A 26094-nucleotide genomic window follows, 5' to 3' on the forward strand; every position below is an offset into this window, starting at 1 on the left:
ATTTTTTACTGATTTCATTCTATAGGTTTGTCTTCTGATCTTTCAATTATTCGAACAGAAATGAAAGTTATTATTGATAACCAAATATTAAAAAATGAAAATGAAATCACATCTGTTGTGGCTATTAGGAACAGCGGCAATAAGTGCAAACGCGCAAACTGTTTATAAAATGCAACCTGTTGCCATCCAAAGCCGATGGGCAAAAGAGGTCTCTCCCCAAAATGCACTAAAGGATTATCCAAGGCCGCAAATGGTTCGGACAGGCTGGACAAATTTGAATGGATTATGGGATTATGCAATTAGTCCTAAAGATGCAGGACAACCTGCTGCATTTGAAGGGCAGATCCTGGTACCTTATCCGATAGAATCGGCATTGTCTGGTGTGAAGAAAACTTTACTTCCAACACAGACTTTATGGTATAAAAGGAACATCAATCTTAGCCCAAAAACGGGCGAAAGGATTTTACTGCATTTCGGTGCTGTAGATTGGCAAGCTACAATCTTTGTTAACGGAAAAGAAGTGGGCCAGCATAAAGGGGGTTATACTGCCTTCTCTTTTGATGTAACGGATGCCCTTCGCTCTGGTTCTAATGAGTTAGCCGTAAAGGTATTTGATCCAACCGATCAGGGAATTGGACCACATGGAAAACAGGTATTAAACCCGCAAAATATATATTATACACCCAGCAGCGGGATCTGGCAAACGGTTTGGCTGGAGACTGTTCCCGAAATTTATATTGAAGGGTTGGTCATGACTCCGGATATTGATAAAGGGGTGTTGAATTTGGAGGTGAAATCAGTTTCTGCTGCTCCGGTAACAACTGTTGTTGATGGAAAGACTTTTAAAGGGAAAGCAAATGAGCGTATCGTTGTACCGATTGCTAATATGAAACTCTGGTCTCCCGCAAGTCCTTATCTATATAACTTAGCGATAAAGCTGGGAAAGGATGAGGTGAAGAGTTATTTTGGGATGCGTAAGGTTAGCATTGGTAAAGATGCAAAAGGGGTAGACCGGATCTTCCTGAATAACAAGCCTTATTATAACCTGGGAACCCTTGATCAGGGATTCTGGCCAGAAGGTTTATATACAGCACCTACTGATGAAGCTTTGTCTTTTGATATAAAGGCTATAAAGGCAATGGGCTTTAATACCATCCGCAAGCACATCAAAGTGGAGCCAGCCAGGTGGTATTATTGGGCGGATAAACTTGGTATGCTGGTATGGCAGGATTTTGTGAATCCTAATCAAAGCCTTCCGGAGGGTAGTAAGGCTGAATTCGAAAAAGGGGCTTTAGACGAAATGACTCAGCTGCACAACAGTCCCTGTGTAGTTGCCTGGGTGCTTTTTAACGAGAAATGGGGCCAATATGATCAGCAACGTCTCAGTGAATGGGTCAAGAAAACAGATCCGTCTAGAATTCTTAATGGACATTCCGGTGAATTACTTTATGTGAATGAGCAGTTACGCTCTCCATCTCCAAATGCTTACGTTAGCGCGGATATGACCGATGTTCACAGCTATCCAGATCCAATGATGTCCATTAGACAAGCCGGAAAAGCGCAGGTATGTGGAGAGTTTGGGGGAATAGGTGTCTTTATTCCGGATCACCAGTGGATAATAGGATCGGCCTGGGGCTATATCCAGGAAAAGCCTGCAGCACTCAAAGCAAAATACACCATTATGAACCAGCATTTACAATTGATGGAGAAGGAAGGTTTATCCGGATCGATTTATACCCAGCCTTTTGACGTGGAAGGCGAACAGAATGGATTAATGACCTACGACCGCGAAGTGATTAAGATCCCGTTTGAAGAAATGAGGGAGATCCATAGCCAGTTAAACCCTGATCTCTCAACGTCATCCTGGCTTGCCATGACGAGAGATGTTAGCGCCAAAGACGCAGACCTTATGGAACCGGGTATCGCATATAGTGCCATGCTAAAGGAGTATATTAACGGAAAGCGTGACCTTCCATTCCTGAAAAAAATGGCTATGATGGCCATGCAGGCAGGAGATAAACCTGGGGCCTTGCTTGCGGGATCTGCTTATGTTTCTTCGCTTAAAATGCCCTTATCTGACGAAGATATTAATAGTGTAGTTCAGTTTACCAAGAGTACGAAAGATGCAGGATTTACGCTGATGAATATAAATGCCGAATCTTTTAAAAAGGTGATGGGAGATCGAAAATATACTGTTGCAATGATGAATATGATCCTGAAGGGAGAAATGGAGCCGCTGATGACCCAGGGAAATACAGATTGGTCTGTCATAGAAGCTAGGGTTAAACCTTATGGGGCACCTGGAGAAGAAATCTTACTGAGGGCCAAAACGGTTGGGTTCTATAACCAGCAGGACTGGGCAAACTATGTTCCTGCTGCCAGAGCATATCTTGAGAAATTTGGAGCCAATATCCCTGAACAAGAAAGAAGCATGTTTCAGGGAGCTATTGACCAGCATAAGTAAGCGGTTGTGAATTGTTAGTTTTTTATGAATGATAAGTTAGAAGTATATACCGGCAGTGGATGCTGCCGGCTATATAAATTAAATTAAAGTGATGAAAGACATTGGAAATAAAATAAGAATGCTTAGGGTAAATTCGAGTAAGAAACAGCGGCACCTGGCCGAGGCACTTGGAATATCCATTCCGGCTTATTCTAAAATAGAAACCGGAATCACCGATATCAATACTGCACGCCTCATAGAAATAGCTAACTATTTCAATGTTCGTCCTGCATTATTTTTTGAGGATACAGAAGAAACAAAGAAAATTGAAGAAGAAAGAAGACTATGCGATGCACAATTGAGGAAAATGGAGACCGTGGTGACTGAATTGCAGGAAAAATTAATTGTCACACTCCAGGAAAATAACCTGCTGTATAAAAAAGTTGCAAATTAACCACAACACAACCAGGCCACCAATCGAGAAAGCCGCCTAACCAACGGCTTTTTCAATTTTAATACCTGGATATATCCTCACTGATCAGGTCACTATTCCAAGGATGTATAACACTCTATACACAAAGTGTGTAATTACCTGTAGAATATTTACAATATGGTTCACAATTGTTTGAAATTCAATTTTTTAAGCGAATTAGTGTTTAGATTTAATTATTGATTTTTAATCGGTGTAACTACTAATGTCAACAGGAGGTTTATGTTATGAAATCAAACTATATCTGGTGTTCGTTGCTGTTAATTTTATTAACCAGCTGTGCGAGACAAAGAAATCTGGTCTACTTCAGCGATTTAAAGGCGCAAAGTGATAACATCAGCACAATCGTAAATGATGGTGAACCCAAGATTTTAAAGAATGATGTATTAAGTATCGATGTGAACAGTACCAGTCCGGAATCGAATGTGATGTTTGCTGCAAACCCAACTTCTGTCAATATGAATGGGTTCTATGAAAAACAAGGTTATAGAGTCAATGCGAGTGGCAGAATCAAATTTCCAGTACTTGGTGAGGTTAAGGTAGAGGGGCTTACCATCGCACAAGCCCAAAGCGTGGTGGAACAAGAGCTTAACAGGTATGTGGTCAACTCCATTGTCAATATAAAATTCATGAACTTCAGAGTAACTGTTATTGGCGAAGTCAACCACCCATCAACTTTTACTATTCCCAACGAAAAGATAAATTTACTTGAGGCCCTGGGACTTGCGGGCGATATGACGCCTTATGGTAAAAGAGAAAATGTACTGCTCATCAGAGAAATTGATGGAAAGCGTACCATGGTGAGGGTTAACCTTAATCATCAGAATGTGCTGAATTCTCCATATTTTTATTTAAAACAGAATGATATTCTCTATATAGAGCCCGACAAAGCCAAATCAATAGAATACAGTCATAGCAGCAGGTCAATGCCACTTATTGTGGCAACCATATCTGCAATTGCCGTATTGGCTACTGCATTTTTACACAGATAAGTTTTTGATATAAAATTAAAGACCATGGCCTTGAATCAATTCTTTACCAGGTGCATTAAATACTGGTATATTTTTCTGATCTCAGTAATTATATGTATTGGAGTTGCTTATGCTTATCTTCAAACTACAGTACCTTTTTATAAAGTGAGTAGTATTCTACTGATCCAGGATGATGCTAAAGGAGACGGCTTGTTAAAAGGTACTGCTTTTAGTGACCTGAACATGTTCAGGTCATCTAAAACAGTTGAAAATGAAATGGAGGTGCTTAGGTCAAAAGATTTAATATACAAGGTTTTATATGATTTGGGGTTAGAGGTGAAGTATAGCTGCCAACTGCCCTTTAAGAAAAAGGAACTTTATGGTAAGACACTGCCAATACAGGTTGTTGTACTTAGGTTAAATGAGCCTGCTTTTCTGAAAAAACTTTCTGTACAAAACACTATGGACGATAAGTTTATCCTCAGAGACAGCAGTAGCAAAGTTGTGTACCATTACAACCAGGTCATCAGCCGGCCGGAATACAGCATAGAAATTAGGAAAGGTGAGGCCTTCAGTACCATGAATAAGCCGGTGGACATCAGTTTCATTAATCTTCGAAAAGCCGCTGAAGCTTACAGTTTAAATGCACTAACTGTTTTGCCCGTGGTTAAAGATGCAAATACAATTGTTCTGAGTTTACTGGATGCAATCCCCTCGAGAGGGGTCGACATCTTAACCAGGCTGATTGATACTTACAATCAGGAAAACGTAATGAATAAAAACATCATGGCATTAAATACCATAAAATTTATTGACGGTAAACTGGGAAATTTAACTAAAGACTTGACGGGTGTCGAACAAGACGTAGAAAACTACAAAAGAAACAACCGGGTTACAGAACTGAACAGCGATGCTCAGATGAACCTTCAGTCGTCAGGAGAATATGGACAGCAACTAGCATCAAGCGAGGTTCAGGTTTCGCTGGTACAATCGATCACTGGCTATCTAAACGGAGGTGATCATAAATTTGATCTGGTACCAACTACACTCGGATTAAAGGATCCAACTTTAATGAGCTTAACCGATAAATACAATAATCTTCAGATAGAAAGAGAAAGATTGCTCAAAACTGTGAGAGTAAATAATCCCCTGGTTGTTAATATTTCAGACCAGCTCACCGGTCTTAAAGGAAAAATCCTGGAAAATCTGGGGGTTATTAAACGGGGACTGGATCTGGAAAGGTCGAGTTTGAGAAATAAGACTGCACAATTTGAATCCCGGCTCCACCAAACACCAGTTATTGAAAGGGGATTGATTGAAAGGAGTAGGGAGCAGAGTGTCAAAAATACGCTCTACCATTACCTTTTGCAAAAAAGAGAAGAGACGGAACTTTCGCTCTCTGCAACTATACCTACATCACAAGTTATTGATAAGCCGGCATATAATTCTATTCCAGCTAAACCGAAAGTTCAATTGATTTATATGATCAGCATTTTATGCGGACTCTTGCTGCCGGCTTCTTTTGTGTATGCAAGAACACAGTTGAACAATAAGGTAAGAGATTTGTCTGATGTGGAATACGGCACCGGACATGCCCTAATCCTGGGAGAGCTTAGTCATAAAGATAGAAAAGATCCATTACTGGTTCACAGTGACCAGAGCACCACTATGGCTGAATTGTTCCGGTACATCAGGACCAGCCTCAGTTTTATTGACAAAACCAATACTAATCAGGTCTTACTCGTCACATCCAGTACTAAAGGAGAAGGAAAAACCTTTTTTACGACTAATCTCGGCCTTACACTTACACTGTCTGACAAAAAAGTTGTATTGCTCGAATTTGATCTGCGTAAACCAGACCTGCTGAATAATTTAAACCTTAAAGCCACCACCGGCCTTTCAGAATATTTAAACTCGTCAGACCTCAATCTGGAAGATATCTTAATGGAGGTTCCTTCGTCTCCAAATTTATATGCCATTGGATGTGGGAAAATTCCGTCTAATCCGGCAGAATTACTTATGGGTCCCAAAGTATCGGAGTTGTTTGCCGAATTGAGAAAACGTTTTGATTATATAGTCGTAGATACATCCCCTGTAGGCCATGTTGCAGATGCCTTTAGCCTATCAACTTTTGCTGATGCGAGTATTTATATGGTTAGATATAATTTTACACATAAGGCCGATCTTGGAATTTTTAAGGATATCTGTGAGCATAAAAAATTAAAAAATCCATTGCTGGTATTTAATGATGCCAGAAAAGAAAACAAGAACATGTACAGATATGGCAGATATGCCTATACTGCATAATTATAATCAGATACCCGGGAATAACCATCCCAGTTCAAGGTAGTCCTTCGGGATTACGAAAGAGAAAACATCATCTTTTAAAATTAAAATTTTCATGTAAGTGAGGTGGCGAAGCCGTGCAAGCAGAACAGATCTTTCTTAACCTAGATTATATTATGGAAAATTTAAATTCTATCAACAAACTCATGAATGAACGAAAATGGTTTGTGGTTTATACCAGGCCGCGATGGGAGAAAAAGATTGAAAAGGAATTACAGATAGCTGGAATTGCGGCATATTGTCCAGTGAGAAAGGTCAAAAATCAATGGGCAGACAGAGTGAAGGAAGTAGAGTTGCCCTTATTTAGCTCTTATGTTTTTGTCAAAATTAACGCTAAAGAAGACCTGAAGGTGAGAACCACCACAGGGGTTATAAATTTTGTCTATTATATGGGGAAACCTGCCCAGATCAGAGATGTGGTAATTGACGAAATAAAATGCTTTCTGGAATTATTTCCAAGTTTGGAAGCCGTCAGTTTACAGCAGCTCAGTGCCGGTGACCGCGTTATTATTAAGGAAGGTGTAATGACACAGAAGCAGGGAGAAATACTGCAGGTAAGAGGCAAAAATGTTCTGGTTGTTATTGACTGTCTGCATTGTGCACTGATTACAAAAATACCCGTATCCAATCTGGAACTGATTAATTAGATACCGACAACCATGATAGAGAAACCAGAAGTAGATCAGGTAAAAATTGGCGTCATCGGACTGGGTTACGTCGGTCTTCCTCTAGCTGTAGAATTTGCCAAAAAATATAAAGTTTTTGGTTTTGATACCAGTGTGGAACGGATTGCAAATTTGAAAATAGGCTTTGATCAAACCCGAGAAGTAGAAGAGCATATCCTGCAGTCGGTTCTGACCAATGACTGTACCACACCAAAAGGATTGTTTTGCACCAATGAACCCGAAATGCTGCGAAAATGTAACAGATACATCGTAACGGTACCCACCCCAGTCGACAAAAACAAACATCCGGATTTGAGACCATTAATGGCGGCCAGTAAAATGGTGGGAAGGGTATTGAACAGGGAGGATATTGTGATCTATGAATCTACGGTATACCCTGGAGTAACCGAAGATGAATGCGTACCGGTACTGGAAAGGTATTCTGGTTTGAGGTTCAATAAAGATTTCTTTGTCGGATATTCCCCGGAAAGAATTAATCCAGGGGATAGGGAGCACACGGTAAGCCAGATTTTAAAGGTTACCTCCGGTTCTACACCAGAAGCAGCCGAAAAGGTAGATAAACTTTACCATTCTGTAATTGCAGCAGGTACCTTTAAGGCTTCTTCCATCCGGGTCGCTGAGGCGGCAAAAGTTATAGAAAATGCTCAACGGGATATCAATATCGCTTTTATTAATGAACTTGCGATGATCTTTAACCGTCTTGGGATTGATACGGGAGAAGTATTGAAAGCTGCCGGAACAAAATGGAATTTTATTAAATTCAAACCAGGGCTTGTAGGTGGGCATTGTATTGGGGTAGATCCTTATTATCTAGCCCAGAAAGCACAGGAGATGGGCTACCATCCTGAAATCATCCTCGCGGGGAGAAGAGTAAATGATGCTATGGGGGCATACATAGCCGATCAATTGGTCAGAAGAATGGTCGCGAACGGGCACAATTATCAGAGCGAGGTATTGATTCTTGGTTTTACTTTCAAAGAAAATTGCCCTGATGTGCGGAACACAAAAGTAATTGATATCGTACGAAGGCTAAGGGAATACCAGATTAAAGTCGTGATCCATGACCCATGGGCAAATCCAAGTCAGGTGGAAAAGGAATATGGCGTAATTTGTCAAAACGGAGAATCCAAAACAAGAACTTATGATGCTATTGTACTGGCAGTTGCACATGAGGATTTCAAGGGTATAGACATCTCGGGAATGTGCAATGAAAATACGGTTGTGTATGATCTTAAATCGGTATTGCCGGATTCTGTGGTGAATATGAGGTTGTAAAATATAATCTAAATGTCAATGCCACGCTTAAAAGAACTCGATGTATTAAGGGGCATAGCTGCGTTAAATGTAGTTTTGTTCCATTATACAACTAAATTCAGGCTCAACTTTGGTCATCGCTATCCCAGTAGTTACGATTGGGACTTCGGCCAATACGGCGTTGAACTGTTCTTTATGATCAGCGGATTTGTGATTTTTATGTCTCTGCAAACCGGTACAACCTTGGAATCCTTTGCATTTAAACGATTTTCGCGGTTATACCCAACCTATTGGATTTGTGTATTGATCTCCTTTGTGGTTATCACCCTTGCTGTTGATCCGCTCTTGAAACCACAAAGCTTTTCTATATTACTGTGGAATATGACCATGGTTCAAGGTGCTTTTAACATCCCAAATATCGATGGCGTTTATTGGTCGCTGATTCCGGAATTGCTCTTTTACCTCATGCTCGGCAGTCTGTATCTTCTAAAGATTTTACCCTACACCAGAGCATTGGCGGTGGTCTGGCTTTCGTTGATGACATTAAACACGTTTCATGTTCTTCCTTTGGGTGCCTATATTTTAAATCTGCAATACGGGATGTTCTTTATGGCTGGAATCTTATTTTACAAGTTAAAGTTTGAGCGAGGAGACTGGCGGGAGCATCTGTTGATTGGTGCCTGCTTTCTGACGGCAATGGCGGTTTATCCTTCTGTTCATTTTTTCTATGTATGCCTTGTCTCTTTTTTATTGTTTTACCTGTTTGTCTATAACCGGATAACATTTTTAAGCTGGAAACCATTCTTATTTTTAGGCTATATCTCTTATCCCCTATACCTACTCCATCAGAACATTGGTTTTATACTCATCAGGAAACTTGGCTTGTACCTCAGTAGTGAAGTGGTCGCTATTCTGATCACCATTATAAGTATGATCTTACTTGCCTGGATCGTAACCAGGTATATTGAGAAACCTGTTCTGCATTTTTTAAGAAACCTTCATTTCAGCAGAAGCCGTATTTCTGGTTATTTTTTGAAATAGCTTACACCTATATCGTACTAGACTTTTGATGATGAGTTTGAAACAAAAAACCTTATCCGGCCTGATCTGGACCTTTATACAGCAGTTCAGTGTTCAACTCATCAGCTTTTGTATTACCATTATCCTTGCCAGGATATTATTACCCAAAGAGTTTGGTATACTGGCAATGCTGTCTGTTTTTATTGCCGTGGGCAACTCCTTATTGGAAGGGGGGTTAACCTCTTCTTTAATCCGTTCATCGGGTTTAAGTCAGGAAGACTATTCTACTGTGTTTTTCTTTAACCTGGGTGGAAGTGTGGTGATTTATATGCTGGTGTTTATGATGGCTCCCTATATTTCTACCTTTTACCATCAGGATATTTTAACACTGGTCTTAAGAGTTTATGCACTCGACTTCATTCTGAATGCTTTTTTTGGTGTTCAGAATGCAAGACTCACTAAAGAAATGAATTTTAAGATACAGATGGCCATTCAAATTCCTTCTGTATTCATTGGTGGGTTACTTGGTGTAAGCCTTGCTTTAAATGGGTTTGGGGTTTGGAGCCTGGTCTGGATGAATCTGTTGCAATCTTTTATTTCCACACTGCTACATTGGATGTATTCAGGTTGGCTGCCATCGCCGGTTTTTAGTAAACGCTGCTTCAAACAGCATTTCCATTTCGGTTATAAAATGACCCTGACCGGGCTGCTCGATATCCTTTATAAGAATATTTATGTACTCATAATTGGAAGATATTTCTCTATTACACAACTGGGCTTTTATTCAAGGGCAGATTCAGTCAGTCAGCTGCCGGTATCCAATATCTCGGCAGTGATCAATAAAGTAACCTATCCGATGTTTGCCACGATAGTTAATGATGATCTGCAACTGAAAAGAGTCTATAAAAAGCTGATGCAGCAGGTGCTTTTCTGGAATGCACCAGTTTTAATATTTCTTGCCGTGGTTGCTGAACCCTTGTTCAGACTGTTGCTCACCAGTAAATGGCTCCCGGCAGTTCCTTATTTTCAGATTCTCTGTATGGCTGGTGTTATCTATCCTTTACATGCTTATAATCTGAATGTACTTAAGGTGAAGGGGAGAAGTGACCTGATTCTTAAACTTGAAATGATCAAGAAGGTGCTCTGTGTGGCCGGAATACTCGGTGTGGTGTCTTTTGGTATATATGGGCTGCTTTATTTTCAGCTCGGTTTTAATTTTCTGGGCTATTACATTAATTCCATTTATAGCAGTAAACTGATTAACTACCCCGTCAGGGAGCAAATCAGCGATATTTTTCCCATATTGGTTATTTCATTTTTATGCGGGATCTTCTGTTATGCTTTAGATCATTTTTATCTGCAATACCTACTGCCGGATATACTCCGGATCCTGATAGACGGATTATTTTTTACCCTGATTTATTTCGGCAGCAGTAGTCTCTCCAAGTTGAGCGCGATACATGACTTTAAACAATTAATTCTTAAACCATGATACCTGTAACTAAACCTTTTCTCCCAAAGATCCAGGAGTTTGAAGAATACATCAGCAGTATTTGGGAGCGTCAATGGCTCACCAACAATGGCCCGCTGGTCAATGAGCTTGAATTGAAGTTAAAAACCTATTTAAATGTAAAGCATTTGCTTTATGTGGCCAATGGCACCATGGCACTGCAGCTGGCGATCAAAGCCCTTGAACTAAGTGGTGAGATCATTACCACGCCCTTTTCTTTTGTGGCCACCACCAACAGCATTTTATGGGAGGGCTGCACACCAGTTTTTGCAGATATAGATGCCGAAACTTTTAATATTGACCCGGCTAAAATTGAATCAGTCATTACTCCAAAAACATCGGCCATTCTGGCAACTCATGTATACGGAAATCCATGCGATATTGAGGCCATACAATCCATTGCAAATAAATATGGACTAAAAGTGATCTATGATGCAGCCCATTGTTTTGGAACGAAATATAAAAATAAATCGGTATTTGAATATGGGGACATCAGTACAACCAGCTTTCATGCAACCAAGCTTTTTCATACGATTGAAGGCGGAGCCGTTTTTACCCAATGCCCAGAATTACTACGGAAAATGGCTTTGATGAGAAATTTCGGGCATAACGGGCCGGATGAGTTTGCGGATGTAGGCATCAATGGAAAAAGCTGCGAATTCCATGCAGCGATGGGGTTATGTAACCTGAAACAAATAGACGAGATTCTGGATAAAAGGAGGTTACTTTCCTTTTATTACTGGCAGAAACTGGGGAATTTGCAAGCAAGTTATCCCAAATTGAATGCAGATCTGGACTATAATTATGCCTATTTTCCAGTACTGTTCCATTCAGAAGAACTTATGCTGAAATGCTTGAAAGCATTGGAAAATGAGAAGGTCTATTGCAGAAGGTACTTTTATCCGGCCCTGTCTACACTTCCTTTTGCAAATCCAGCCAGCATGCCGGTTTGTGAATCTGTTGCCCGAAGGATGCTCTGTTTACCCTTATACCATACCTTAACCTGTAGTGATCTGGACTTGATTACCAGGGTATTACTGAGAACACAGAACTATGATGAGCCAGCTGAAACCGAAGCCTCTGTCTATTCCATCCATAAACTTTTAGCCTGATGCATAGCCCATATCCGGTTATGGTAAGTGTTTGTTGCATCACTTATAACCATGAAAATTATATTGCACAAGCCTTAGACAGTTTTCTTATGCAGGCAACGGATTTTGAGGTGGAGATACTGGTTGGAGAAGACTGTTCTACAGACAATACCAAAGCCATCATAGCCGAACATGCCCATCGATATCCTGGAAAAATCCAGCTCATCGCTCATCAGCCTAATAAAGGGGCAGTAAAAAATCAGATGGACATTATGACCAGGGCAAAAGGTAAATATATTGCGATGTGCGATGGAGATGATTTTTGGCTTGACCCATTTAAATTGCAGAAGCAAGTAGATTTTCTGGAAAGCCATGAAGATGGTGTAATTTGTTGTACCTATTCCAGAGTTATCGATGAAAACGACCAGGTCGTTTACGAACACCCAGAGCCAAGGTCGCTGGAGTTTGATTATCCAGCCATGCTGATGGGCTTACGGGAAGAAACCCGCATCTGCTCGTTAATGGTGCGAAATATACAGGAGGTGATGGACATAAAAAAACAGCAATGGTATTACCATACCCATGGTTCAGATACCCTGTTTAAACTTTACGCAGCTTTCCAAACCAATCACAAGGTGTATGTTCTGCCTGAAGTAATGAGCTGCTACCGTTTACATGCAGGTGGCGTATGGAGTATGATCGATTCCAGACTGAGAAAAAGCAGAATGATCAGTGATTTTAACCTTATGATCCAAAACTTCAGCTATTCGGCGGCTATGAAACGAAAATTGTTTAAGATGTATTTGCAAAGATATTTATTGTTTGACCTGCGGTACTTAAATATACAACAGGCATTAAACACCATCCGTACATTACTGTAGAAGTCATGAAAGTCGTATTAGTGATCAATACTCTGGAAAAGGGTGGGGCAGAACGCGTACTTTCTTCACTGGGCAACAGCCTGAGCAACCGGGCGTATGAAGTGACCATAGTTTGCCTGAATACCGCGGTTCCGGGTTATCCCATTACTGAAAAAGTTAAAGTAATCAGTTTACTCGACAGAAAAAACAAAGATACCGGCTTTCAGAGGATCCGTTATGCTGCGTTAACCGGAATTCGTTTTAGCAAATTTCTGCGCAGCGCAAAGCCCGATTTTGTTATTTCCTTTATGACCAGTGCTAACCTTTGGACAGGAACCTGTTGTCTGTTGCTCAACATCCCTTATGCCGTTTCAGAACGCACCACACCAGATCACACGCTTAAATGCTTTAATACATTGATGAAACGCTTCTCCTATTTCATTTATAAACACTCCAGGGCAATTGTTATCCCCGCAAAAGGCATTGAAGATTGTATGAAATCCTACCCGTCCTTTAACCGCTTAAATAATTATAAAGTGATCAGAAATCCCATTTTCGATTTTAAGACCGTACCTGCAGGGCAGGTACACTCCAGAAACTACATTCTCGGCGTAGGAAGGCTCTCTGTGGTCAAAGGTTTTGATTTATTGATCATGGCTTTTAACAGTTTACGGCACCTGAATATAGATCTGCTGATTGTTGGAGAAGGGGCTGCACGGCAATCACTCTGCAAGCTCATCTCTGATTTGAATTTACAGGGCCGGGTAATTTTAACCGGAGCAAAAGATAACCTCCGTAGTTATTATGAACAGGCAGAAGTATTTGTGCTTCCCTCCCGAAATGAAGGCTATCCAAATGCCTTAATTGAGGCCATGAGTTTAGGTTGTGCCTGCGTTGCCTTTGACTGTGAATTTGGACCATCAGAAATCATAGAAAATGAGCTGAATGGTGTATTGATTGCCAACCAGAACATAACGATGCTCTCCCAAGGAATTTTAAAGATTGTTAATGACCCGGTATATCAGCATAAGCTCAAGAACAGAGCACGACTTGTTCGTCAGAATAATGATCTTGAAGTGATTTCCAGCCAATGGGAGGATCTGATCCTCTTTAACTCTTAAATTTTAAAACTATGAATATTCCTTTTTCTCCTCCTTTTATTGATCAGGCAGTGATTAATGAGGTTCTTGACTCGCTGTATGCCAATTGGATTACTTCCGGGCCTAAGGTAAAATTGCTAGAAGCCGAAGTGGTTAAATTAACCGGTTCTGCAGCAGCAGTATGTGTCAATTCATGGACATCGGGTGCTATGCTGATGTTAAAATGGTTTGGAGTTAAGGAGGGGGATGAGGTAATTGTACCGGCCTATTCCTACTGCGCAACGGCGCTGTGTGTATTGCATTGTGGAGCAGTTCCGATAATGGTGGACGTGTTGGATGATTGTACCCTGGACCCCGTAGAAGTAAGAGCCAAAATTACCGGTAAGACGAAGGCGGTCATTGCTGTAGATATTGCCGGATTGCCTTGCAAATATGACGATTTAAGAACTATAGTGCAGGAACCGCAGATCATGGCTTTATTTGATGCAGAAAGTTCAAGGCAAACAACACTTGGCAGGATTCTGCTGATTGCAGATGCGGCACACTCCATTGGCTCTTACTATGATGGGCTTTCTGCAGCCTTACAAGCAGATGTAACCATCTTTTCCTTCCACGCTGTAAAAAACATCACCACAGCAGAAGGAGGCTGTATCTGTTTAAACCTGCCAGCCAGCTTTGACAATATAGAAGAGTTTAATTTTTTAAAGCTTTTTTCATTAAATGGACAAAATAAGGACGCTTTTGCCAAATCAAAAGGGGCAAACTGGAAGTATGATATTCTATTAAAAGGTTATAAGGTTAATATGCCTGATGTTTGTGCAGCCATTGGTCTGGCTCAGATCCGAAAATATACCTCTACGCTTCTTCCTTTGAGAAAAGACATCAGCGAGAAATACTGTGAAGGATTTAAACGCCAGCACTGGTTTATCCCTCCGGTAACCAAAGACAACCATCGGGAAACCTCCTATCATTTGTTTCCCTTGCGTATCAAAGGAATAACCGAGGCCCAGCGTGATCAGATCATTGAAGACCTGGTTAACAAAGGTATCGTCGTTAATGTCCATTTTATTCCGATGCCTATGCTAAGCTATTTTAAAAGCATTGGTTACGAGATCAGACATTATCCAAACAGCTATAAACTGTATGCCTGCGAAATTTCTTTACCGATCTATCCTCAGCTTACCGATCTTGAAATCAGGTTTATCATCGACAGCGTTATCGAAGCTGTACAAGTCAATATTAGCTATGAATACGAAAAGAATGTTTGATGTGGTATTTGCCCTTCTGGGTTTGTTATGCCTGCTTCCTGTATTTATTATAGTGATCATCTGGCTGAAACTCGATTCTGCAGGCGGAATTTTTTACAAACAGGTACGCGTAGGACTGAACCAGAAAAACTTTGAACTCTATAAGTTCCGGACCATGTATTGTGGCTCAGACCGCTCGGGTTTACTTACCGTAGGTAATCATGACGCACGCATCACCCCCGCGGGTTACTATTTAAGGAAGTATAAAATTGACGAGCTGCCTCAGCTGCTCAACATTCTAAAAGGGGAAATGAGTTTTGTTGGACCAAGACCAGAAGTCTGCAAATATGTGGATATGTACGATTCAGATCAAAAAAGAGTATTAACTGTAAAACCCGGAATTACAGATTGGGCCTCTATACAATTCATAGATGAAAACCAGCTGTTGGAGCGTTCAGATGACCCGGAAGACTTCTACATCCATACAGTGATTCCACTAAAGCTTAACCAGAATCTGAAATATATTGATCACCATAACCTCTGGATTGACCTGAAAATTATTTCTTATACACTCAGGAGTATACTACACCGATAATGCTTAAGGATTTACAAAATGAAGACCTTAAAAATCCTGGATTGGCCGGAAAAAAGATTTTATGGAGAAAGTCATCCTTTTCATCGTTGGAAAAACGAATTTCTGGCCCATGGATTAAAAGTAGAATTCTATACAAATCATTTGGACAAAAGGCTGGCGGATGCAGATTATCTGCTGCTACACTCCAGATATTTTGCCAGCGGCTGGCAGCACCTGCAAACAAGAAACACACAGAATGAAGCGGAACTGATCGCTTACCTTCAAAAAATGAATACACGGACGGGCAGGTTAATCTGGTTCGACGCGGCAGATTCTTCAGGCTCTTCAGATTTTCCGATCATTTCTTATGTAGATGTATTTCTCAAGAAGCAAGCGCTGAAAGATAAAAAGTACTATACCAATGCAAACCAAGGGAGGAACCTTCGGTTCTGGCTCGATCTCCTACCTAAAAACGCTAAAACAGTATTTGAGCCTTGTCCGGCAAACCAACTTCAGAAAATTAAAACAGGATGGAACATCGGTTTTAACGACTATCGGTTCTTTGGCTATAAAATGAGCAGACTGAGTAATTACTTGAGCTATAAAGTCTATCCGCTAAGATTCTCAACTGTTGTCAAAAAGAGGAGTCTGGATCTCACTTTCCGGGGAACAATCCATCCTGATCGGGGAGAGATAAAAGGTATCTCAGATCAGCGGAATTATATATTGGCTTTGTTTACTCAATTGCAGTTGCAAATTGCCAGTGGCTGTAATGTAAGCAAAAGCAGATATTGGAAAGAACTTAGAAATTCCAAGATTGGCCTGAGTCCATTTGGATGGGGGGAAATCTGTTACCGTGATTTTGAAACTTTTATTTCAGGAGCACTATTGGTTAAACCGCTGATGAACCATCTGGAAACCTTTCCAAATCTCTATCAGGAAAACGAAACGTATATCCCGGTTTCCTGGGATCTCATCGATCTGGAAGAAAAACTGGACCATTTAATTACCTATTACAAAGCCCATCAGGAAATTGCAGCTTATGGGCAAGAAATTTACAGAAAAGCTATTTACGATGCTGAATCTTTTGTTCAACAGATTGAACAGGGAATTGGCAAGATCTAAAACTTATTGATATGAAATTACCGGTGATCATTTGCGTGACATTGTATTTGTTCAGTCTGGCTTTCGGTATATTTATGACTGCATTTTTTAGAATTCCCGCACCACTGATTTTTTGCTTTCCTCTGATCTTCATTTTTAAGCAGCAGGGGGAAACATCCTTCCTGTATGCCAGGGAATTGCTGTGGATAGGTATTGCTGTATTTTTGTACAGTGTTATTGGCCTGGCCGACTTTAATGGTTTTGCTGCCAATATGATCTGCATTTTGCTTTGTGCACTCTACTTCAATTACTTTGTAGGCAATAACCTGCAACGTCTTAAGCTGTCTATATGGATCTTTTTTGCCCTCCTCACTTTCTCAGGAGTAGTCATGGTCCTGAACCATTATTACGGAGAAATAGATGGATTAAGAGCCGTGCTGATGGGAGATGAAGTGGTACAGAGTCCTTCTGGTATCGCACTTACACAATTTACTTTTGGCTACCAGATGGCCGCCTTGTGCTGCTTTGCTTTTATCTTTGTTTGTGTCTATAAAAAGCATTTTTTACTGGTTCTGCTGGTTCTTATGGCCTGTTTGCTATTTCTCTTTCTGGGTATGCAACGCTCGGCCTTTGTAGCCTTTACGCTTGTTGTATTTCTTTTCATGCTGCTCAATTACCGGATAAAAGCAGTAATCTCTATTGCTATGATCCTGCTGGCCAGTTTCTTGTTTTTTAATTACGTATTGAAAGACAATCTGGGTGGCGCAGAAAATATCCTAACCAAAAATGAACATAATGATGCTTCAAATGACCGGTCTGGTCTTGCTATGGAAAACCTGAGGATTTACACAGAGTATCCCTTCGGACTCATTTTTTATGGTAAGAACTGGGGAGATGTGATCTACCGTGACTATGTGTTTTCTTCAGGCATTACCTCGCATAATGCCTACCTGATGTTCTTTACTTATCTGGGGCCGTTTGCGGGTATTGGTTTATTACTGGCCATTTATTATAAACCTGTCCGGTTGTTTTTTGGTGCAGTTAGATTCATCAGAAAAAAAGAAAATGCTTTAATGATCTGTTTGTGCTTTTCATTTATAGGGATTTGCCTGAATGCATTGTCACATAATCCATGGCTGCTTAGTGCAGATGGGCCTACCGTTTTTTTGTATTTCAGTATCCTGCAATTACACCATATTCAAACCAGGGAGGTTGCAGAGGATGCCATATTAAACCCCTACAGCTATGCCTAAAATTCGAATTGTACAAGTTATCGGTAGTCTGAGCCGGGGAGGTGCAGAGCGGTTTGTGGTAGACCTCTGTAATGAAATGGCCCGGAATACCAGATGCGAAATTTATTTGGTTTCCCTGATGGACAATGGCGCGGAGGGTTTTGTAAAAGACCTGGATCCCCAGGTAAAATATGTAAGTTTTAGTAAGAAGGCGGGTTTTAGTCTGAAGGTATTCCTGAAATTGACCTTTTGGCTCAGAAACCTGCACCCTGCAGTGGTACACAGCCATCTAAATAGTTCAGAGTACCTGTTTCTTTATCGATTATACAGCAGCAGAACCTTGTTCTTTCACACCATCCATAATGTTGCCCGGGAAGAATGCCCTGGTTTTTGGTTAAAAAACCTAAGAGGGATATTTTACCGCTTCCATAAGGTGAAACCAGTTACCATCTCTGAAAACGGAAGGGAAACCTACCGGACATATTATGGACTGGATAACGATATTCTCATTGAGAATGGCCGGCCATCATTAAAAACTACGGAATATGTGGAAGCGCTTTCAGACCGGTATAAAAAATACGGACCAAATTTCCTGCTCCTTCATATTGGCCGGATCTCGGCCGAAAAGAACCAGGAAATGCTGATCAAGGTTGTTCAAAAGTTTAATGAGAACGAAGAAGTTAAATGTAAGCTGCTCCTGATTGGCGAAATACAGGATAGACCCTTGTATATGAGATTAATAAAGCTGGCAGCAGGTGATCCGAATATCGAATTTAAAGGTGCACAGCAACATATTGCTGATTATTTAAGTATTGCGGACGCCTTCTGCCTTTCCAGTTTTTTTGAAGGGATGCCCATTTCATTGATTGAAGCCATGGCTGTTGGCTGTATCCCTGTTTGTACACCTGTTGGCGGAATGAAAGAAATGATCAGCGATGGGATTACTGGCTTTTTAAGTGAAGATACCCGTATGGAATCTTATGAACTGGCGCTAAAAAGAGCATTATACAGCCATCAGAAACAAGCGCTTAAAGAAAGGATCATTCGTCATTTTGAAACCCATTTTCATATTGAAATCTCCGCTATAAAGCATTTAAAGACTTACCAGCAATTGTTAGATCAACAGGAAGGGTCAAGTTCAGCATTTGCCTTACAGTACGAATCAAAATTTAAATAAGATGATAAAATTTACAAACGATGAACTTAAGATTGTAAAGAAACTGGAAATTTTGAAAAATGAGGCGGGTTCTCATTCGCCCAGTATCATTACATTTAAACAAAAACTTCCTGAAGTTTCCATTCGTGTGGATGCCTGTTTTCTGTCCAATCCTTATGCAACTGAGCTGTTTATTGAATATTTCAACAAAGAAATACTCAGCAGTGGAAAGATTCGGGATCTGTTGGAAAGCTACCCCTCTCAAAATGGCGTAATTGCAGAAATACTGGCTGCTTTCATGAACATTAACCCAAAAAATATATTCATTGGTAATGGTGCTATTGAAATTATACAGGCTGTAATCCACAATTTTACCGAAAAGAAGATCATCATTAATATTCCCACGTTTTCTTCTTATTACGAATACGTAAAAGAGGGTGTGGAAGTAATTTTTAATGAATTATCTAAAGAAGACCATTATACGCTCGACATCAGCGGCTATATTTCCATGGTTAAAAAACATCAGCCAGATACCATTGTACTGATCAACCCTAACAATCCAAATGGTGGCTACACTAAAATTGCAGATGTACAACGTATGCTGGATGAACTTTCTTTTGTAAAGAACATCCTCATAGATGAGAGTTTTATTCATTTTGCCTACGAAAGTGAGACCTACAAACTGGTTTCGCTGGCCCATTTAGTAGAAAGATATCCAAATTTGATTGTACTCAAAAGCATGTCCAAAGACTTTGGCGTAGCCGGAATAAGAGCTGGATATGGAATTATGCGGGCAGAATATGTTGCTGCATTATTAAATAATGGCTATCTCTGGAATTCGAATGGGTTGGCAGAATATTTTTTCCGCCTGTATACCCGCGGTGATTTTGCTTTGAAATATGAACAGGTACGCGTAAAATATATTATGGAAACACTTGATTTCATCAGGGAGCTTAAGCAGCTTCCCTGGATTAAGGTCTATCCAAGCATGGCTAATTTCGTGTTAATTGAGCTGGAAGAAGGTATCCGCTCCACAGAATTTGTAGCCAAACTGCTCATCAGTTATGGAATCTATGTAAGAACTTGCGATGATAAGATCGGTTTAAAGGGCCAGTTCATCCGTCTGGCCTCAAGGTCAAGGCAGGAAAACGAATACATCATCAGCAGCATGAAAGCTTGTCTGGCTATGAACAGAATACCCAATTTAATTCATGAAAGCGTTAATTAGGTTTTGGTTGTACAGTGTGCTGGATACCTGGTTCAGGTACCGGTTCAGAACGATGCTGAATAGGGCAGATGACCGGACAAAAGTATACCTGGTCGATATAGACAATACCCTGGCCCATTCCTGGCCTTCGCTGCAGCAATATGTTTACAGAAATGAACAACACAGATATGCCTCTTTACCCATTTTCATTGGAATGAGGAATTTCATACTAGACAAGATCAGACAGCGGCACAGGGTAGTTTTTATTTCAGCCAGAAGTTACCAGAGCTATTTTACCACCTGTAATTGGTTGCTTTCTTGTGGGATCAGGGCCTCAGAACTGATTCTTGTACCTGGAGCAAATCTTAAACTGTTTTATATCAATTATTTGATATCTAAAGGAATACCAGTAGTTTATATTGATGACCTGAGTTATAATCATGAACATGGAGAAGTGCGGTTGTATGATGATCTGATCAGGGAAGTTTCATGCATGTCTATTGACTATTTCGGAATCCGGGAAATTGACCTAATTAATTCCAACGATGAATTTACTCACCAAAATAATGAAAAGGTGCTCCAGGATCTTTAAAATAGCAGGGCATATCAATTGGCTTTCCTTTAAAAGGCTGTATCACCAGAATGCACAGATATTGGTTTGGATACCAGATCGCACAATACACTATTTTGGGACAGATGCCTTTATCTGGGATATGGCTACTATTGCAGGACTGATTAAGTCCCGTAAAAACTTCAGGATTGTCTATGGAAAAAATATCGGGCATTATTACCACAAAAAGATCTTTTTTACACTAAGCAGCCGCTATAATATTTACGGGTTTTGGAATTATACGGCAGCAATTCAGCAACTTACAACCCAGCTTGAACTGCAGGGGAACGATATCTTTCCAAAATCCGAAGAAGCGCTGTTGTGGGAAAATAAAGCTCATATGCACGATGTCTTTAAACTGGCTAATGTAAGAGAGCCCAAAACCATCATTTACAATTCTTTTGAAGAAGTACTAAATGCGGGATTGTCTTATCCGTATTTAATCAAGGCAGAGCACTCTTGTGCATCGGAAGGTTTATACCATATTCGTTCACTCCAGGATCTGGTCGAATTGTTGTCTGATATGAAATTTGTAAGAGAAAACAAACATATTATTGTGCAGGAACTGCTCAACATGAGAAAGGACCTGAGGGTGATCTTTGTAAAAGATGAAATTGTGCTTCACTACTGGCGGATCAACCTGAAAGATGAATGGATGCCGACTTCTACCAGTTATGGCAGTAAAGTGGACTTTAAGTATTTTCCGGAACACTGGCGCCAGGACATTACCAATACTTTTAAATCCTTACATATCACAACTGGCGCATTTGACATCACCTGGCAAAATGACGACCTGAGCACAAAGCCCATTTATCTGGAGGTAAGTCCCTTCTATCAACCTAATCCGGAAATGGACACCAAAGGAAAAGCGTATGCTTATTACAAGCAGCACTTTAATTTTTTCAACTCCTGGGATGCCAAATACGTTGATCTGGTTTTTAACATCAAATATAAACAGGTTCAGGCTTACTTATAAATTATGAAAGTGAACAAAAGGGTCATTCTGATGACGCCATCCATGAGTAAAGGTGGTGCAGAAACACAACTGTTAAAAGTGGCCCGGGCGCTGCAAGCCAGTAAACACACCGTAATGATCATTTCTCTGAAGCCCATCGATGAATTTAACGGAGAGCTGGGTAGGCTGGGGATTAAGGTGTTGTTTTTGCGGAAATGGACCTGGAATTCCTTTTGGAACATCAGAATGCTCTACCGATCGGTTAGAAGATTCCGGCCGGATGTGGTTGTGGCTTTTATGTTCGCTGCAATCCTTTGCGCAAGGGTTTTGAAACTAAGCCTATGCTTCCTGCTCATTTCATCCATCAGGATTTCCGTTATCCCTGCAAAATGGTATGTACCTTTTAAATACACAGCCAAACTGGATGACGCCGTAGTGTACAATTCCCTGGCCTCAAAACTCAATTTTGAAAGCAGGAAACTGGCGGTAAAAGATGGCTTAGTGATCCATAACGGGATTTTAGTGCCGGATTTGCCTGGAAATGATGAACTGCGTGCGAAAGCCGGTGAACAAAGTCATTCCTTATTTAACTGGATCTGTGTGGGACATTTCAGATGGAATAAAGATTATGTTACCTTATTTAAAGCAGCAGCTTTACTTAAAGATAAAAGTTACCGGCTAACCATAGTTGGCGAATTGAATGGGCAGCTATGGCCGGCACAAATGATCAAAGACCTGCAGCTTGAAAATCATGTCCGGCTGGAGGGCTTTAAGCCCAATACCAGCTGTTATCTGGCAGATGCCGATGCCTTTGTTTTGTCGTCTTTTTCAGAAGGGATGCCTAATGCTATTCTGGAGGCCATGGCCTATGCTAAACCGATCGTGGTGACAGATATAGATGGCAACAGAGAATTGCTGGAATCTGCTGCATGCGGGCTGTTGTGCATGCCGGCAGATGCCGATTCATTAGCACAGCAAATGCGCTGTATCATGGAAATGGATACTGAAGAACGCCTACGGATGGGTGGCATGGGCAGGGCTTATATTGAATCTGATTTTAGCGAAGAGAAAGTTATGGGGCACTGGAAAGATCTTATTAATACATTATGTGTGGAATATTTGGATTGATCGATTATAAAAGCCCAATGGCTGAAGAGTTGATATTTGAAGGCTTACGGCATAGAGGACCAGATCAGCAGCAATCCCGAAGCCAGGATAATGTGGTACTATACCATACCCGTCTTGCCATCCAGGATCTCAGTGTTACGGGCTGTCAACCTATGAGCTATCATGGATTGGTGATTGTCTTTAACGGAGAGATTTACAACCATATGGAGTTGCGAAGGAAATACAACCTCGAAGCTTCTTCCCATTCAGATACCCTTACGATTTTGATGCTTTTTGAACTGCTGGGCATGAAAATGCTGGATGAGTTTGACGGAATGTTTGCCTTTGCATTATATGACCAGCATAATCGCAGAATATATTTAGCGAGAGACAGGGCAGGTAAGAAACCTTTATACGTATATGGAAAGCAGGGGAGCTGGGTCTTCTCTTCTGAACTGAATGTTTTAAATCGTTGTGTAAAACCAGAACTCAATTATGAAGCCCTGGCCGATTACCTCTATTTGGGGCATTTTTATAGAAGAGCAACGCCCTATATGCATATTGACGAATTGGAAAGCGGTCATTACCTGAAAATAGATACTTTGACCGGCTATGCTGAAAACATTACCTGGTATAACATAGAGGCAGCTTATCATCAGCAACAGGTATTTTCCTATAAAGAATCTGTGGAACGGCTGGATGATATTTTACAGCAGGCAGTGCGGCGGCGGATAGACAGCTCGGACCTGGATGTAGGTTCGTTTCTAAGCGGAGGAATTGACAGTGGTTTGGTTACGGCAATGGCTGCAGCGCACAGTTCGAAGCTGAAAACGTTTACCGTTAAAGTGAGGGGAAGTTTTGATGAATCTATGCTTGCTCAGCAAGTTGCTGAACGCTACGAAACACAACATACTGTTGTAGAAATTGATTTTTCTGATTTAGATAAGGATATTGAAAAGATCCTCACTAACCATGGCGAACCAAACTCCGACAATTCAGCCATTCCCAGTTATTATGTAGCCAGGGAAGCAAAGAAACATATCACGGTGGCTTTAAATGGTGATGGAGCGGATGAAATGCTTGGTGGCTATCGGCGGTATGTACCTTTTAAACATATAGATTTCTTTAATCCGGGGGCTTTTCAAAGAAATGGAGCCAGGCTTTTGACCAGCGTATTACCCGTAGCACATAAAAAACAAAGCTATTATACCTATTTGTACCGGTTGCTCAAGTTTGCAGGTTATGCAGATCCTTTGAAAATGTATTGTTCAGCTTCTTCAGATCTGTTTGTGGGTTTTGAAGACCAGTTTTTGGTGCAGCCCCTAATGGGAGATTTATCGGCCAACCTGGAAAGGATGGAAAACTCCGGACTTTCCCCTTTAAAAAAACTCTTGTATCTGGATTTTGAATCCATGCTGTTCGGCCGCCTGCTGCCTAAAATGGACATTGCCACTATGGCACATTCACTTGAAGGGAGAAGTCCTTTTCTATGCAGGGAGATGCTTGATTTTGCGCCGGGATTAAAGGATAGTTATAAAATAAAAGGTATACGTACCAAATCTATTCTCCGCGACCTGGCTACAAAATACCTTCCGAAAACGTTGATTGACCAACCCAAAAGAGGCTTTGAGATCCCTCTTGCCCGATGGGTGGATTACGAACTGAAAATAAATATTGAACAGGTACTGATAGCAGGCGATCCCTTTTACGGAACACTCCTTAAAAAGGATTTCATACTTGATCTGTTGCGCAGAAAAATCCAGATCTCAGAAGAAAGAAGAGCAAAAATACTCTTCTGCGTATTCAGTCTGGAGGTTTGGTACCAGAACTTACCTAAGTAATCTACAGCATTTAACCTTTAAACGCAGATATATGAAAGTATTGATTACCGGAACAGCCGGCTTTATTGGCTATCATTTAGCCAAACACTTGATTCAGCGCGGAGACGAAGTAACCGGAATAGACAACATTAACGATTACTACGATGTGGAACTTAAGTACAGACGTCTGGAAGACACAGGGATTCCAAGAGATCAGACTGAGTATGGAAGAACAGTTCAAAGTACTTATTATCCCAATTACAAGTTTATTAAAGTTGACCTGACGGATCATGGTAAGTTAAAGAAGGTGTTCAAAGATTGTCATTATGATGCCGTATGTAACCTGGCCGCACAAGCGGGGGTCAGGTATAGCCTCAGCCATCCAAAAGCCTATCTGGACGCCAATATTACAGGTTTCCTGAATATACTTGAAGCCTGTAAAGTACACCACATCCGAAATCTGGTGTATGCCAGCTCTTCCAGTGTTTACGGATTGGATAAGGAAATGCCATTTTCTGTGCATCAGCATGCAGATCATCCGGTATCCTTGTATGCAGCAACCAAAAAATGCAATGAACTCATGGCGCATACTTACAGCCACTTATTTGGTCTCCCCACCACCGGCTTAAGATTTTTTACGGTATACGGACCATGGGGAAGACCAGACATGGCGCTATTTATGTTTACCAAAGCCATATTGGAAAATAAACCGATTGATGTTTTCAATAACGGCATGATGAAGCGTGACTTTACCTATATAGATGATATTGTGCAGGGTATTACCTGCGTACTGGACCATCCGGCTACCTGCAATAAAGAATGGACAGCACATAAGCCTGATCCGGCCAGTTCCAAAGCCCCGTTTAAAGTATTCAATATTGGCAGAGGGCAGTCGGTCAACCTGCTCGATTTCATTGCAGAAATTGAAAAGAACATAGGATTGAAGAGCCGTAAGAGATTTCTTCCATTACAGGATGGCGACGTAGCAGAAACCTGGGCAGATGTTTCTGACCTGAAACGATTATATAAATATCGGCCAAAAGTATCCGTTGCTGAAGGTGTAAGAAATTTTGTAACCTGGTATAAGGATTTCTATGAGTTGGTTCCTAAAAAACAACCCGAAGAATTAGTGCTTCCACAGTTGGTCAAAGACTTTAGATTCGCAATAAAATAATACAAATAAAAACCCGGATTTTCAAATAATCTGGCGTGTTTTTTGAGTTTCAGGAATTTCATCTCCGTTATGTGACAGAAAAATTACAAAACAGAGGGTAGCGATAGCTCTGGTTTGCAGGCAAATACATCTTTTTC

General features: G+C 40.8%; 22 protein-coding genes. All 22 read left to right on the forward strand.

All coding sequences use genetic code 11. The annotated features are described in order from the left end of the window. The first annotated feature begins 100 nt into the window (after positions 1–100). The 22 genes from DBR11_RS00920 (at position 101) to DBR11_RS01025 (ending at position 25957) form a co-directional block, all read left to right on the forward strand. Positions 101–2464, forward strand: coding sequence for a glycoside hydrolase family 2 protein (locus tag DBR11_RS00920; protein WP_233260604.1), 2364 nt, complete (start codon positions 101–103; stop codon positions 2462–2464). Between the two features lie 91 nt (positions 2465–2555). Next, positions 2556–2897, forward strand: a complete 342-nt coding sequence (locus tag DBR11_RS00925; protein ID WP_108549728.1) for a helix-turn-helix domain-containing protein — start codon at positions 2556–2558, stop codon at positions 2895–2897. 263 nt (positions 2898–3160) lie between these two features. Beyond that, the gene (locus DBR11_RS00930; RefSeq protein WP_108549729.1) at positions 3161–3925 is read left to right on the forward strand and encodes a polysaccharide biosynthesis/export family protein; all 765 of its coding nucleotides are present in this window, start codon (positions 3161–3163) and stop codon (positions 3923–3925) included. 24 nt (positions 3926–3949) lie between these two features. After that, on the forward strand, positions 3950–6211 hold the full coding sequence (locus tag DBR11_RS00935) for a tyrosine-protein kinase family protein (protein WP_108549730.1): 2262 nt from the start codon (positions 3950–3952) through the stop codon (positions 6209–6211). 155 nt (positions 6212–6366) lie between these two features. After that, positions 6367–6897: a UpxY family transcription antiterminator gene (locus tag DBR11_RS00940; protein ID WP_108549747.1), complete on the forward strand. Its 531-nt coding sequence runs from the start codon at positions 6367–6369 to the stop codon at positions 6895–6897. A 12-nt stretch (positions 6898–6909) separates the two neighbouring features. Continuing rightward, complete coding sequence (locus tag DBR11_RS00945) at positions 6910–8211, forward strand: nucleotide sugar dehydrogenase (RefSeq protein ID WP_108549731.1); 1302 nt, start codon at positions 6910–6912, stop codon at positions 8209–8211. Positions 8212–8223: 12 nt separating this feature from the next. After that, the gene (locus tag DBR11_RS00950; protein WP_108549732.1) at positions 8224–9231 is read left to right on the forward strand and encodes an acyltransferase; all 1008 of its coding nucleotides are present in this window, start codon (positions 8224–8226) and stop codon (positions 9229–9231) included. A gap of 28 nt (positions 9232–9259) precedes the next feature. Then, a complete protein-coding gene (locus tag DBR11_RS00955) occupies positions 9260–10702 on the forward strand; it encodes a lipopolysaccharide biosynthesis protein (RefSeq protein ID WP_233260605.1) in 1443 nt (480 codons plus the stop codon). Continuing rightward, entirely contained in the window at positions 10699–11832 is a 1134-nt protein-coding gene (locus tag DBR11_RS00960; RefSeq protein WP_108549733.1) for a DegT/DnrJ/EryC1/StrS aminotransferase family protein, read from the forward strand. The genes DBR11_RS00955 and DBR11_RS00960 overlap by 4 nt, the downstream gene beginning before the upstream one ends. Beyond that, positions 11832–12692: a glycosyltransferase gene (locus DBR11_RS00965; RefSeq protein WP_108549734.1), complete on the forward strand. Its 861-nt coding sequence runs from the start codon at positions 11832–11834 to the stop codon at positions 12690–12692. Before DBR11_RS00960 ends, DBR11_RS00965 begins: the two co-directional genes overlap by 1 nt. A 5-nt stretch (positions 12693–12697) precedes the next feature. Next, positions 12698–13792: a glycosyltransferase family 4 protein gene (locus DBR11_RS00970; protein ID WP_108549735.1), complete on the forward strand. Its 1095-nt coding sequence runs from the start codon at positions 12698–12700 to the stop codon at positions 13790–13792. Between the two features lie 11 nt (positions 13793–13803). Further along, positions 13804–15039: a DegT/DnrJ/EryC1/StrS aminotransferase family protein gene (locus DBR11_RS00975; RefSeq protein ID WP_108549736.1), complete on the forward strand. Its 1236-nt coding sequence runs from the start codon at positions 13804–13806 to the stop codon at positions 15037–15039. Then, entirely contained in the window at positions 15017–15613 is a 597-nt protein-coding gene (locus tag DBR11_RS00980) for a sugar transferase (protein ID WP_108549737.1), read from the forward strand. Before DBR11_RS00975 ends, DBR11_RS00980 begins: the two co-directional genes overlap by 23 nt. Positions 15614–15631: 18 nt before the next feature. Then, positions 15632–16717, forward strand: coding sequence for a hypothetical protein (locus DBR11_RS00985; RefSeq protein WP_108549738.1), 1086 nt, complete (start codon positions 15632–15634; stop codon positions 16715–16717). A gap of 11 nt (positions 16718–16728) precedes the next feature. After that, positions 16729–17949 carry an O-antigen ligase gene (locus DBR11_RS00990; protein WP_108549739.1) on the forward strand — a complete coding sequence of 407 codons (1221 nt, stop codon included), beginning with the start codon at positions 16729–16731 and terminating at the stop codon, positions 17947–17949. After that, positions 17942–19105 (forward strand): glycosyltransferase, encoded by a 1164-nt coding sequence (locus DBR11_RS00995; RefSeq protein WP_108549740.1) that lies wholly within the window; start codon positions 17942–17944, stop codon positions 19103–19105. The genes DBR11_RS00990 and DBR11_RS00995 overlap by 8 nt, the downstream gene beginning before the upstream one ends. A gap of 1 nt (position 19106) precedes the next feature. Beyond that, on the forward strand, positions 19107–20312 hold the full coding sequence (locus DBR11_RS01000; RefSeq protein ID WP_108549741.1) for a histidinol-phosphate transaminase: 1206 nt from the start codon (positions 19107–19109) through the stop codon (positions 20310–20312). Next, positions 20296–20883, forward strand: a complete 588-nt coding sequence (locus tag DBR11_RS01005; RefSeq protein ID WP_108549742.1) for a hypothetical protein — start codon at positions 20296–20298, stop codon at positions 20881–20883. Before DBR11_RS01000 ends, DBR11_RS01005 begins: the two co-directional genes overlap by 17 nt. Continuing rightward, the gene (locus DBR11_RS01010; RefSeq protein WP_108549743.1) at positions 20858–21877 is read left to right on the forward strand and encodes a RimK family alpha-L-glutamate ligase; all 1020 of its coding nucleotides are present in this window, start codon (positions 20858–20860) and stop codon (positions 21875–21877) included. Before DBR11_RS01005 ends, DBR11_RS01010 begins: the two co-directional genes overlap by 26 nt. Before the next feature lie 3 nt (positions 21878–21880). Next, complete coding sequence (locus DBR11_RS01015; RefSeq protein WP_108549744.1) at positions 21881–22984, forward strand: glycosyltransferase; 1104 nt, start codon at positions 21881–21883, stop codon at positions 22982–22984. Further along, positions 22963–24804, forward strand: a complete 1842-nt coding sequence (gene asnB, locus DBR11_RS01020; protein WP_108549745.1) for an asparagine synthase (glutamine-hydrolyzing) — start codon at positions 22963–22965, stop codon at positions 24802–24804. Before DBR11_RS01015 ends, asnB begins: the two co-directional genes overlap by 22 nt. Positions 24805–24835: 31 nt before the next feature. Next, complete coding sequence (locus DBR11_RS01025) at positions 24836–25957, forward strand: NAD-dependent epimerase (protein ID WP_108549746.1); 1122 nt, start codon at positions 24836–24838, stop codon at positions 25955–25957. The last annotated feature ends 137 nt before the right edge of the window (positions 25958–26094 follow it).

This window comes from Pedobacter sp. HMWF019, assembly GCF_003061025.1.
GTDB lineage: Bacteria > Bacteroidota > Bacteroidia > Sphingobacteriales > Sphingobacteriaceae > Pedobacter.